Origin of the sequence: Flavobacterium sp., assembly GCF_044371705.1 — a bacterium.
Classification (GTDB): Bacteria; Bacteroidota; Bacteroidia; order Flavobacteriales; family Flavobacteriaceae; genus Flavobacterium.
In genome coordinates this window covers 1-11,337 of sequence record NZ_JBILTE010000088.1, presented here as the reverse complement: position 1 = coordinate 11,337, position 11,337 = coordinate 1, and the positions used below count along the sequence as shown (strand labels likewise).

Below are 11,337 nucleotides of genomic sequence, written 5' to 3'. Positions count from 1 at the left end.
CTATTGGCAGAGCTTAGCCGAACCAAACCCAACAAACGGACTTGGAATGGACCTGCCTGCCGGCAGGCAGGTAGCGGGAAATGGCTACTCAAAATTAATTGGACGAATTAGCTTCTCTCGCTGCTTTGATTGCTTTTGATTTTTCAATTTTTTCTTTCCACACTGCGGAAAGTTCAGCATAATTGATGTCGTTCGCAGGCGGTTGTTTGACTAATCGACTTTCATTAAAAGCTATAATTAAAATACTTTCAATCAAAAAGTCCTCTGTAACGTCAAATGGATTGTATTGTTCCTTTAAACTTATATCAAACATTTTCGCAGTATTATTGGACACATAAGCCTTAAATCCGCTTTTTAGTTCTTTTATTAATTCATAGGTAGTTTTACCCGTCTGTCTATAAATAAGTTTCACCAAAATCTGTCCTTCTTTACGAGATAATTTTTTTAGTTGCCCTTCAAATTCGTTTTCCAGGTAGTTCTCAACAATTTTATAATATCGCTTCTTTTCTTTTTCAGATTTAAGTTTTGCCATGTTCTTCTGTAGCATGATGAGATTATCTGCTGTTGTTTTGGCATATGGATACACTTTTAGCACACGTCGCTGTAGTAATAAAAACTTTTTTCTCTCTTCATCATCCTTGTCTTTTTTAACACCTGTTAACACCACCTCGTCTAATTCAAGGGAAGTGCGAAGTATGGAATCATTACCAATAAGATAATAAATTTGAGTAGAGTCTTTCTGTGTTTGCTGGGCAGAAAGGGTCACAGAAAATAATAGTAATAGAAATAAACTATTTACAGTTTTCATTGCGTCTAAATATATGTTCCAAAAATATAGAATATTCATAATAGTGTGCGTACTAATTTATATTTTAGCAAAAAATATATCTCATGTCAGCAAAAACCATACTAAAAAAATCCTCTTTAACTTTTTTAGAAAATTATTTGAATAATGCTTCCCCTACCGGGTACGAATCAGAAGGTCAAAAATTATGGATGAATTATATCAAACCGTATGTTGACACCTTTATAACCGACACCTATGGAACAGCTGTTGGCGTTATTAATCCAGATGCTCCTTATAAAGTAGTTATTGAGGGTCACTCTGATGAAATTTCATGGTATGTAAACTACATCACAGATAACGGATTGATTTATGTGATTAGAAATGGCGGATCGGATCATCAAATTGCCCCTTCTAAAAGGGTAAATATACATACTAAAAAAGGCATTGTTAAAGGAGTTTTTGGTTGGCCAGCCATACACACAAGAAACAGAGGAAAGGAAGAAGCCGCTCGCATTGACAATCTATTTGTAGATTTAGGTTGCACCACGAAAGAGGAAGTTGAAAAATTGGGTGTACATGTAGGTTGTGTAATTACTTACCCGGATGAATTTATGGTACTCAACGAAAATAAATTTGTATGCCGAGCTATTGACAACCGAATGGGCGGATTTATGATTGCGGAAGTTGCCCGATTACTGCATGAGAACAAGAAAAAACTACCTTTCGGATTATACATAACCAATTCCGTTCAAGAGGAAGTAGGTTTACGTGGAGCAGAAATGATCACTAAAACCATCCATCCCAATTTAGCGATTGTAACCGATGTTTGTCACGACACCACTACTCCGATGATTGATAAAAAAATTGAGGGTGAGACTCAAATTGGAAAAGGTCCGGTTATTACCTATGCTCCAGCAGTTCAAAATAACTTAAGAGAATTAATTATTCAAACTGCCGAAACCAATAAAATTCCTTTTCAACGATTGGCATCCTCAAGAGTTACGGGCACCGATACTGATGCATTTGCTTACAGTAATGGTGGTGTTGCCTCCGCTTTAATCTCTTTGCCTTTAAGATATATGCACACTACCGTAGAAATGGTTCATCGGGATGATGTAGAAAATGTAATTAAACTCATTTACGAGACGCTATTAACTATTGAGAATAATCAAACCTTCTCCTATTACAAATAAAAATCTACTAAAATTCCCAAAGTAATTTTTGGGAATTTTTGCTTTAAAAAAACTTAGCTTTGCAAAAAAAAGAAACGCATGATTAATCCCTCTGCTCAAGGTTGGATCGATAAATTTTTGAGCAAATACTACTCGCAGAATTCACCCTATCCCTATGATAGCAAGGATTTTTATTGTAGAACCCGAGATACAGGATATATATACGGACATGTGGTTCGAATTGACACACATGAAAACCTACCCATAGGAAAATGGACTTCGGAAGAAGTTTCAAAAGTAGCTTTATTTAATAGTCTTTTCGGTATTTATCAGTTAACTGAAAAGCAACCATCAAAGGAACATTTCATTCTGTTGGCACTGAAGTTTTATGATTCTTTGCATTCCAGCGGATTTTCGTTCTTGAAGAAAATACTTCCGCATGAAAGTCCGTCTACTAAATTAGAGAAAATAATAAACGAACGAGTTCAAACCAATGAAAATATTTTCATTAAGAATTTTTCTCATTTAGTAACCAATGCTCTCCTGTTTATTGATGTTTTGGCCTTTCAAAATTTTTTGTTACAAGAAGAATTAAATAAAAACTATATTCAAAAAATTGAAGAAACCATCGTTGGTTTGATTTCGCTGGCATTAAATGCAAAAACTTCAAAAACAAACTATGATGATTTATTGATTAAACTTTTTGAAACATCAGTGCGTTATACCAAATTTTCGAACAAAAAAGTTGAAAGTCTTCGGGTCTTGAATTTAGATTCGCTGCAAACAAATCTCGAAAAATACTATTTACTGGATTTAGCTGCTATGGCAATATGGACTGACCGAATTATGGACGCTAAAGAATCAGAATTTTTACATGAACTAGGGGATTTGCTAGCTTTAGACCAAAACTACATTATGGAAAGTCTCTTTACACTTGATTCGTTTATCACGGCAAACAAAAAAGACATTCCCTTTTTCAATTATTCAAATCCTATCAAGCATTTTTATGATCAAACAACACAAAGTGTAGTGACTTTGATTACTAGGAATAAAAAGCGTTTGCAAAAAGAATTGTCTGAAAGCAAAGAATTACTGATTCTTTTGGCTTTATCCACACAACGTGAGTTGGATACTCAGGAAAAGAAAAAAGTACGGAAGCAACTATTAGATGTTTGCAAAACCATTCCTTCTTTAACAATCTTTTTATTGCCGGGAGGTAGTTTGCTGTTACCTATTTTAATCAAATTTATCCCAAAGATACTTCCCTCATCCTTTAATGAGAATTTGGATTCATAATAGGGTTTAAAACTTTATAACAACATGAAAACCATAGGTAAATTGTCTAGAATAAGGATTAGACGATAAAGGCACTAGATTAGAATACGCTTCTATTTTATTTTTCGTTTTATACCCAAAGATGTCTAATAATTCGTTGAATGGATCCATTATAAAAAGAGTTGTATTACCTAAAGCTTTTGACTTCAATATTTTTCGATCATTTTTAATGATAGATCTTTTAGCAATAAAAAAGGCTTCGCCTGCAGCAGAACCTATTACAGGAGTAATAATTAAATCTTGAATGGAGGGTATTTCTGCAAAAGCTTCCACGCCATATTCCCAAAAAAACGTTGACATTAAAAAAGAATAAGTGACACATTCCCAAGGTTTGTAACCACTTCCTCGGGCTGACATATAATAGACTCCTCCTGCCCATGGATGGATAATATAATTCATTACAAAATCATCTTCGTCTATAACGGGACCGGCTTTTACATTTTCTTTCCACTTTTTAAGCAACCCTTCTTCTTTTATTTCCTCTTTATCCCATTTAGATATACTCTCCGGTGCAATCCACAAAAGTCCAAATGCTCCTAAAGCCGTTACTGCATACATTCCTGTATTATACCACAATCTTTTTGGATCACGTTGGGGATTGTAAATTCTGCTCGAATCAATTCGTGTTAAAGGTTCAAATTGGATAATTTGCGGAACATCTTCTAATGAAGTTAAAGTATCTTTAACTACTTCTAATTTAGGAGTTGCAGGGATGGAATCATTTTGACCTATTACTTTTGTAACGTTCAAAAAAATAAAAAAACCGAGTAAAAGTGTACTTATTTTTCCCATGAAGCGGCAAAAATAAAAAAAGTGTAGCAAGAATCTATATCTTTCTACACTTTTTTTAACATTCTTCAGTAAATTTATTTCTTCTTAAAATCAGTTAGAATTTAAGTTGATATACTTCATCTAATTCATCGTTGTTTTTGAAGTTCACACCCAAATCGGTCACATAACCTGAATTTAAGCCATATACCCAACCATGAATGGTCAAATCTTGTCCCTGCTTCCAAGCCGATTGAACAATAGAAGTTTTGGCTAAATCATACACTTGTTCTTTTACATTTAATTCAACAAACCTATTGAATCGATCTGTTTCATCACTTATACTATCTAATTCATCATGATGAAAACGATACACGTCTTTAATGTGGCGAATCCAATTGTCAATAACCCCAATTGAGCTATTGCCCATTGCTGCTTTTACTCCACCACAACCATAATGTCCACAAACAATTACATGTTTTACTTTTAAGGCATTTACAGCGTAATCCAAAACACTCAACATATTCATGTCGGAATGGATGACCATATTTGCAATATTTCTGTGGACAAAAACCTCTCCGGGAGCTGCTCCAATGATTTCATTTGCCGGCACTCTACTATCTGAACAACCAATCCATAGTAGTGGTGGGTTCTGTCCTTTCGATAAATCTTTAAAATAATCAGAATCCAATTCTAATTTGCTTTCAACCCACTTTTTATTGTTGTCTAGTATTTTTTTATAAAACTCACTCATAATTTATTTTTCTTTTTTTTGATTGGTATGTTTAACGGATACGTGCTGACCTTCTTCTGTATTGTCCAAATTGTAAGCATGTTTAAAACCTACTAATTTAACATTTATATTTTCTTCTACCGCTCTAATTTCTTTAAATTCTTCAATTAAATCCAGCACATCATGTGCAATATAAACTGTATCTGAAGCATTTATTACAACAGTTGAATTATCAGGAATGTTTTTTAAGGTATTTTTTATTGCTGCTTTATTTAAGAAGGAAACTTCTTGTGCTAACTCAATGTGAATAACATCGCCATCGTGGTACTGTTCTTTTCTGAATGAATAGGCTCTTTTGAAATTTCCTCTTAAAACAAAGAAGATACTAATTAGCATACCTAATGCAACCCCTTTTAATAAATCAAGGAGAACTACAGCAATGACAGTTGCTAAAAATGGTAAATATTGGTATTTCCCCTTTTCTAAGAAATGTTTAAAAATAGCCGGTCTGGCTAACTTATATCCAATTAATAGCAAAATTGCTGCTAATGTAGCCAATGGAATTCTATTTAAAAAAGGTGCTATTGTCAAAACACTAACCATTAAAAGTAAGCCATGAATTATGGTGGAAGCTTTTGTTTTTGCTCCTGCACTGGCATTTGCAGACGACCTTACTACCACAGAGGTCATGGGCAATCCACCAATTAATCCACTTAATAAATTACCAATTCCCTGAGCTTTTAGCTCTACATTCGTATTGGTAAATCTTTTTTGCGGATCCATTCGATCGGATGCTTCGATACATAATAAAGTTTCGATTGAGGCAACAATAGCAATGGTAATTCCAACAATCCATACTTTGGTACTTGTTAAAGTTGCCACTGAAAAATCGGGCAAAACAAACATTGCTTTAAATTCTTCAATTGATTGCGGAACCGGCAAAGCCACCAAATGATCTTTTGAAACCTGCAGGGAACTGCCGGTTCTAATAAAAATTTCATTCAAAATAATCCCCGAAAAAACCGCAATTAAAGCTGCTGGCACCAGTTTCAAGTTTTTTAAAGCCGGTATTTTATTCCAAACTATTAAAATAATCAAAGCAATGATAGTAATAATTATAGACCCATAATTGATGTAATTAAAAGCATCAACTATTGTTGTAATCATGTTTGAACCACCTTTTTCAAAAAAGGAGGTATCTCCTTCGGAAACTTTATCATATCCCACCGCATGGGGTATTTGCTTTAAGAAAATAATAATTCCAATACCTGCCAACATTCCTTCGATTACATTGGTAGGAAAATAATTGGAAATACTACCTGCTTTAAGAAAACCTAAAAGCAATTGCAATAAACCGGCGATAATGACGGCGGTTAAAAATACTTCATATGCTTCCAAATCGGTTATAGCTGTTAATACTATTGCTGTTAAACCCGCAGCCGGTCCGGTTACACTAATATGTGATTTACTTAAAAATCCTACCACAATACCTCCAATTACACCAGAGATAATTCCGGAAAAAAGAGGAGCTCCGGATGCTAAAGCAATTCCTAAACACAGCGGAAGAGCTACTAAAAACACGACCAAACCCGACGCAAAGTCAGATTTCAGGTGTGCCAAAAGATTAATTTTTTTTGTCATTTACCTTCTTATACTAATGATTAATAAATTACCGGAATCTTTAGATAAAATTCCTAAAATCATTAGTAAAGGTTTGGTGGTGGAGAAAATATCTCCTCTAAAACATCATCGTATTGGATGTGGTTTTCACAGATTATTCTTTTAGTAGATTGCAATTCATAACAAAGAGGGAAAATATTTTTTTTGGTTTTGATTGCTTCTTTAAAAGTTAGTGTTTCTTGGAATTCTTCTTCTTCAGACATGCTGTAAACCATGGAAATATCAGTATCGCTATTCAAATAACCAATAATAGTTGGTAATGATAGAAATGTTAGGAATAATAATAAAACAAAAGATATACTCAATTTCATGAGTACGAAATTAGTATATAACAACTCTAAAAACTAAAAAATTTGTTAATTTTAATTAAATTTTAACTACATTTCTTCTTCTAACCATGCTTTCATCATCCAGATTGTTTTTTCTTGTTCCTTTATAAAATCGCTCATCATTGAGTTGGTGCCTTCATCTGCTGCCTCTTCTGACTGTTTTAATATAACGCGTTCAATTTTTAGTAACTGGGTTAGTGAATTGACAATCAAATTCACTGCAGCTTCATCATTTGAAATGTCCCGCCCTACAAACAATTTATTGTTTTTAATATAATCTTCAAAAGTGTGCAAAGGCGTGCTTCCAAGAGTCAGCACCCGCTCTGCTATCAAATCAATTTTTAACTGACTATCATTGTACAATTCTTCAAACTTAACATGTAAGTCAAAAAAGCGTTTCCCCCTAATATTCCAATGTAAGCCCCTTAAGTTTTGATAGTACACTTGAAAATTGGCGAGTAAAATGTTTAATTCGGCTGCTAAAACTTCGGCTTTTTTGAACTCTAAGCCTAAACTGTTGGTTTTCATTTTCTTAATTTTTAAAATTGGTACTTTTAAATATACAAAAAATAAAGGGATTATAGCATCAGAAAAATCGATAGTTTTTATCTTTGTATCAAAATTTACTATTTATATGACCATCACCCAACTCCAATACGTATTAGCAGTAGCAGAACATAAAAATTTCACCTATGCTGCCGAAAAGTGTTTTGTGACACAACCTACTTTAAGCATGCAAATTCAAAAAATTGAGGAAGAGCTAGGAATACAAATTTTTGACCGAAGTAAAAAGCCTATTCAGCTGACAGATATAGGTCAGAAAATTGTCAGCCAAGCCAAAAATATTGTGAATGAAGCGGATCGAATTCAGGACATTGTACATCAACAAAAGGGATTTATTGGGGGTGATTTTCGAATTGGGATCATTCCAACAGTGATGCCAACGTTGCTCCCTATGTTTTTGAACAATTTTATCAAAAAATATCCGAAGGTGAACTTAATTATTGAAGAGTTGAATACCGATGAAATTATTACGAAATTAAATAACGGTCATTTGGATGCGGCGATTGCAGCAACGCCGCTAGAAGAACCAAAAATCAAAGAAATAGTATTGTATTATGAGCCATTTGTGGCTTACATACCCGATAATCATAGTATAAACATCAAAAATGAAATTGAAGTTTCCGACTTGAATCTGAATGAACTTTTGCTTTTACAGGATGGACATTGTTTTAGAGACGGCATTTTAAATTTATGTAAAAACAATGCTGTTAGTGATGGCAATTTTAATTTTCACATTGAAAGTGGAAGTTTTGAGACCTTAATAAAATTGGCTGATGAAGGTTTAGGAACCACACTCTTACCTTATTTGCATACATTAGATTTGAATGACAAAAATAAAAGCAAACTCAAACACTTTAAAGACCCAAAACCTGCACGAGAGGTGAGTTTAATTTATCCAAAAAGCGAATTAAAGATTCACATTATAGAAGCTTTGCGAAATGTCATTTCCGGAGTCGTTAGAGGAGCAATTACATTTCAGGACATTCAAATTATTAGCCCGCTTCAAAAGAAATAATAGTTAGATTTGTTAAACAAAAAAGGAGCTATTTAGGCTCCTTTAGTTTTATGGGTTGACATAAATTAAACAACTTCGCAATTCGGGTTTTTCTTCCGTAAAACGTAGCAACCAATCTCTTAATTGCTCAATTTCATAAGGCAAAAGCGATTTTAGTGCTTTTTTAAGTTCTTTACGGAACAGATTAGGATCAAAACTAACGCTTTCAAGAATTTTCTTCGAGTAAGCAAACATGGTACTTGTCATAATCGATTTTTAAGTAGGTTAATACTAAGTTTAGGATAAATCAAATTTATTAAATTTTATCTAATGAAAATTTTATTTTAAGAGTTAATTAGTATAAAATTAACGATTATCTCCATCTAACAAGTTGCCCAAACCTCCTAACAAGCTTCCTTCGCCTTTGTGTTTGCCGCCTCCTTGAGGAGCCGCAGCCCAGACTCTACCTGCTAATCTGCTAAAAGGAAGTGATTGAATATAGACAGTTCCGGGACCTTTCAATGTGGCAAAAAACAGACCTTCGCCACCAAAAATAGTATTTCTTATTCCTCCTACAAATTGAATATCGTAGTCTACATTTTGCGTAAAACCCACGATGCAACCGGTGTCAACTTTAATTAGTTGTCCGGGTTGTAGTTCAATTTTTGCCATGGTTCCGCCGGCATGTACAAAAGCAAGTCCCGAACCCTCCAATTTTTGCATGATGAAACCCTCACCTCCGAAAAGTCCGCGACCTAATTTTCTTGAAAATTCGATGCCTATTTTCACACCTTGGTTGGCACATAAGAAGGCATCTTTTTGGCAAATGAATCGGCCGCCAATAGCATTCAAGTCGATTGGTAAAATTTTTCCCGGATACGGAGAGGCAAAAGAAATTTTACGTTGGTTCGGATAAGTGTTTTGAAACAAAGTCATAAATAAACTTTCTCCTGTGAGTAACCGTTTTCCCGCAGAGAAAATTTTATCCATGATTCCGCCCGCATCGGTACCTTCGCCAAAAATGGTTTTCATTTGAATTCCGTCTTCCATCATCATAAAACCGCCGGCTTCGGCAACAACTGATTCGGATGAACTCAAATTGATTTCTACATATTGCATTTCCTCACCGTAGATGGTGTAATCCATTATTTTGTGCATCGCTTTTCTTTTTATATTCCAATACTAAAATTCCAAATTCCAATAATTGTCAAAAGAATAAATATTACTCTTTTCTCCCTCGCAACATTTCCCTTTTCCCCGGAGGTCCGGCTAATTTTTTAATTTGAAAACCTGCTTCAATCATGGCTCTTTTGATGGGTCCACGGCATGCATAGGTAACCAATATTCCTCCTGATTTGAGAGCAGTATACATTTTAGTAAAAATTTCAACACTCCACAATTCGGGTTGCACTCGATAGCCGAAAGCATCAAAATAAATTAAGTCAAATTGATTTACATCGGTAATTGCTGCAAACATTTGTTTACGCTTAATTAGTCGGAAGTGCGCATCTATTGTTACAGGTTTTTCCCATTCAGCTTCGTGCATTTGTTTAAATTCCGATTCCCATTCATCGGCATTTAATTGCTGCACGTAATTCATTTGCAGCACTTCATCAGCTGCTAAAGGAAAACCTTCTACTCCCACATATTCAATGGACTGGTTTGTTTTTTTGCTTTCCAGAAAAGTGATAAAAGCGTTTAGACCAGTACCGAAACCAATCTCTAAAACGGAAACGGATTGTCCTTTGAAAAGAGACAATCCGTTTTTAATAAATACGTGTTGAGCTTCTTGAATAGCTCCGTGTTTGGAATGATAACTTTCATCCCAATCCGGGAGGTAAATGGATGTTGATCCATCGGAAGTCACAATTATTTCTCTTTTCAAAAAAAGCTATTTGTTAGTTTAGTTGTAATTTTTTTATACGAACAATCGGTCCGCTGCATTTCACTTCGTGGCAAGCTATACAAGCTTGAATTGCATTGCTGTAGTGTTCTTTTGCTTTGGCGGGTTCTTTGTAAATCAATTCTTGTGCCTCTAAAAACACTTTTGCTTGTTTTTTAAAGAAATCATCGTTTTCAGTAGAATCGGTCATTATTGCACTGTGAATTTTTGCAAAGTGCGAAGGAAATTCTCCGGCAGGTTCGCCTTTTTCAAGTCGTTCCTTTAACCGTTGATTGTCCACATACATTTGCTCCATCAATAAAGCCATTTCAGACATTTCATACATGTCGAATGACTTTTTTGCAACAGTATCTTTTGTTGTCACTTTTTCATCCTGTTTGGTTTCCTTCGTTTGTTGGCAACCAATCAAAAACAATGTAGCAAAAGTTAGAAGAAGTACTTTTTCCATTATTCTTTAATTAGCACCCCGTTTGATAAAAACGAGTAAGAAACTTTAGGTTCGGTGATTGAGTCGATTGCTGCTTGTGATTTACCGGCATCTTTCGCATAATGTTTCAGTTCATCTACCGTTTCAACAGAAATAAATGCTTTACCGTTGACAATAGCTTCGCTTCCGGCAGCATTTAGAGGCATGAAAAATCCGTAATCTTTAAAACGTACAAAGGTGTTTTTATCGTTACTTAAATCCATGTTCATCCAGCAACCTTTTTTCTGGCATACATCTTTAATTTCCGATCTGAATTTTACTTCAACGGTATCACCTTCTTTTAAATTTTCAAATTTTGCAAACAATTCTTCTTTGGTAATGGCTCCTTCTGCTGAAATGGAATCACCAAAAGATTGAAATTTTTCAGGAGCTGCTTCTGCTACAACTTTCGCTTCTTCTTTTTTGCAAGCGACGATGGCAACGACTATTAAAACGATACTAAGAATTTTTTTCATTGAGTGTTTACTTTTTATATTATGTGACAAAAATAATCAGATTTACTTGTTGTAGAATTAAAATCGAATAAAAATTAGTGGAAAATTGAAAAATAAGCAACAATTTACAAACAGTTTAAAGAAATGTAAA

General features: G+C 34.3%; 14 protein-coding genes. 3 read left to right on the top strand and 11 right to left on the bottom strand.

The window, feature by feature from the left end; all coding sequences use genetic code 11:
* Window positions 1–94: 94 nt before the first annotated feature.
* Entirely contained in the window at window positions 95–808 is a 714-nt protein-coding gene (locus ACIQ2S_RS07665; protein ID WP_396174641.1) for a DUF4294 domain-containing protein, read from the bottom strand.
* Between the two features lie 83 nt (window positions 809–891).
* On the opposite strand from ACIQ2S_RS07665, the gene ACIQ2S_RS07660 reads away from it, so the two are divergent.
* Complete coding sequence (locus ACIQ2S_RS07660; RefSeq protein ID WP_396174638.1) at window positions 892–1,980, top strand: M42 family metallopeptidase; 1,089 nt, start codon at window positions 892–894, stop codon at window positions 1,978–1,980.
* Between the two features lie 78 nt (window positions 1,981–2,058).
* Window positions 2,059–3,255: an LETM1-related biofilm-associated protein gene (locus ACIQ2S_RS07655; RefSeq protein WP_396174636.1), complete on the top strand. Its 1,197-nt coding sequence runs from the start codon at window positions 2,059–2,061 to the stop codon at window positions 3,253–3,255.
* Window positions 3,256–3,261: 6 nt separating this feature from the next.
* Here the strand turns inward: ACIQ2S_RS07655 and ACIQ2S_RS07650 are convergent, their stop codons facing one another.
* The 5 genes from ACIQ2S_RS07650 to ACIQ2S_RS07630 all read right to left on the bottom strand — a co-directional run bounded on the left by ACIQ2S_RS07650 (window position 3,262) and on the right by ACIQ2S_RS07630 (window position 7,332).
* Complete coding sequence (locus ACIQ2S_RS07650) at window positions 3,262–4,086, bottom strand: DUF3943 domain-containing protein (RefSeq protein WP_396174633.1); 825 nt, start codon at window positions 4,084–4,086, stop codon at window positions 3,262–3,264.
* Between the two features lie 94 nt (window positions 4,087–4,180).
* The gene (gene can, locus ACIQ2S_RS07645; protein ID WP_396174631.1) at window positions 4,181–4,816 is read right to left on the bottom strand and encodes a carbonate dehydratase; all 636 of its coding nucleotides are present in this window, start codon (window positions 4,814–4,816) and stop codon (window positions 4,181–4,183) included.
* 3 nt (window positions 4,817–4,819) lie between these two features.
* Window positions 4,820–6,436 carry a SulP family inorganic anion transporter gene (locus ACIQ2S_RS07640; protein WP_396174629.1) on the bottom strand — a complete coding sequence of 539 codons (1,617 nt, stop codon included), beginning with the start codon at window positions 6,434–6,436 and terminating at the stop codon, window positions 4,820–4,822.
* Window positions 6,437–6,498: 62 nt separating this feature from the next.
* Entirely contained in the window at window positions 6,499–6,786 is a 288-nt protein-coding gene (locus tag ACIQ2S_RS07635) for a hypothetical protein (RefSeq protein ID WP_396174627.1), read from the bottom strand.
* A 66-nt stretch (window positions 6,787–6,852) separates the two neighbouring features.
* Window positions 6,853–7,332, bottom strand: coding sequence for a Dps family protein (locus ACIQ2S_RS07630; RefSeq protein WP_396174625.1), 480 nt, complete (start codon window positions 7,330–7,332; stop codon window positions 6,853–6,855).
* Window positions 7,333–7,438: 106 nt separating this feature from the next.
* Between ACIQ2S_RS07630 and ACIQ2S_RS07625 the strand changes: the two genes are divergently transcribed.
* A complete protein-coding gene (locus ACIQ2S_RS07625) occupies window positions 7,439–8,383 on the top strand; it encodes a LysR substrate-binding domain-containing protein (protein WP_396174623.1) in 945 nt (314 codons plus the stop codon).
* Between the two features lie 48 nt (window positions 8,384–8,431).
* Here ACIQ2S_RS07625 and ACIQ2S_RS07620 read toward each other — a convergent pair whose 3' ends face one another.
* From ACIQ2S_RS07620 to ACIQ2S_RS07600, 5 genes are all read right to left on the bottom strand, one after another.
* Window positions 8,432–8,629, bottom strand: coding sequence for a hypothetical protein (locus ACIQ2S_RS07620; RefSeq protein WP_396174621.1), 198 nt, complete (start codon window positions 8,627–8,629; stop codon window positions 8,432–8,434).
* A gap of 99 nt (window positions 8,630–8,728) precedes the next feature.
* Entirely contained in the window at window positions 8,729–9,520 is a 792-nt protein-coding gene (locus tag ACIQ2S_RS07615; protein WP_396174619.1) for a TIGR00266 family protein, read from the bottom strand.
* Window positions 9,521–9,584: 64 nt separating this feature from the next.
* Window positions 9,585–10,247 carry a tRNA (5-methylaminomethyl-2-thiouridine)(34)-methyltransferase MnmD gene (gene mnmD / locus ACIQ2S_RS07610; protein ID WP_396174617.1) on the bottom strand — a complete coding sequence of 221 codons (663 nt, stop codon included), beginning with the start codon at window positions 10,245–10,247 and terminating at the stop codon, window positions 9,585–9,587.
* 13 nt (window positions 10,248–10,260) lie between these two features.
* Entirely contained in the window at window positions 10,261–10,713 is a 453-nt protein-coding gene (locus tag ACIQ2S_RS07605; protein ID WP_396174615.1) for a hypothetical protein, read from the bottom strand.
* Window positions 10,713–11,207: a DUF4920 domain-containing protein gene (locus ACIQ2S_RS07600; protein WP_396174613.1), complete on the bottom strand. Its 495-nt coding sequence runs from the start codon at window positions 11,205–11,207 to the stop codon at window positions 10,713–10,715. Before ACIQ2S_RS07600 ends, ACIQ2S_RS07605 begins: the two co-directional genes overlap by 1 nt.
* Window positions 11,208–11,337 lie beyond the last annotated feature (130 nt).

Bases quoted from the DNA above. Each gene is read 5' to 3' on its own strand.
- ACIQ2S_RS07605 (WP_396174615.1), bottom strand. From the start codon at position 10,713: ATGGAAAAAGTACTTCTTCTAACTTTTGCTACATTGTTTTTGATTGGT.
- ACIQ2S_RS07655 (WP_396174636.1), top strand. From the start codon at position 2,059: ATGATTAATCCCTCTGCTCAAGGTTGGATCGATAAATTTTTGAGCAAA.
- ACIQ2S_RS07660 (WP_396174638.1), top strand. From the start codon at position 892: ATGTCAGCAAAAACCATACTAAAAAAATCCTCTTTAACTTTTTTAGAA.
- ACIQ2S_RS07600 (WP_396174613.1), bottom strand. From the start codon at position 11,207: ATGAAAAAAATTCTTAGTATCGTTTTAATAGTCGTTGCCATCGTCGCT.
- ACIQ2S_RS07615 (WP_396174619.1), bottom strand. From the start codon at position 9,520: ATGCACAAAATAATGGATTACACCATCTACGGTGAGGAAATGCAATAT.
- ACIQ2S_RS07665 (WP_396174641.1), bottom strand. From the start codon at position 808: ATGAAAACTGTAAATAGTTTATTTCTATTACTATTATTTTCTGTGACC.
- can (WP_396174631.1), bottom strand. From the start codon at position 4,816: ATGAGTGAGTTTTATAAAAAAATACTAGACAACAATAAAAAGTGGGTT.
- ACIQ2S_RS07635 (WP_396174627.1), bottom strand. From the start codon at position 6,786: ATGAAATTGAGTATATCTTTTGTTTTATTATTATTCCTAACATTTCTA.
- ACIQ2S_RS07630 (WP_396174625.1), bottom strand. From the start codon at position 7,332: ATGAAAACCAACAGTTTAGGCTTAGAGTTCAAAAAAGCCGAAGTTTTA.
- ACIQ2S_RS07640 (WP_396174629.1), bottom strand. From the start codon at position 6,436: ATGACAAAAAAAATTAATCTTTTGGCACACCTGAAATCTGACTTTGCG.
- ACIQ2S_RS07625 (WP_396174623.1), top strand. From the start codon at position 7,439: ATGACCATCACCCAACTCCAATACGTATTAGCAGTAGCAGAACATAAA.
- ACIQ2S_RS07650 (WP_396174633.1), bottom strand. From the start codon at position 4,086: ATGGGAAAAATAAGTACACTTTTACTCGGTTTTTTTATTTTTTTGAAC.
- ACIQ2S_RS07620 (WP_396174621.1), bottom strand. From the start codon at position 8,629: ATGACAAGTACCATGTTTGCTTACTCGAAGAAAATTCTTGAAAGCGTT.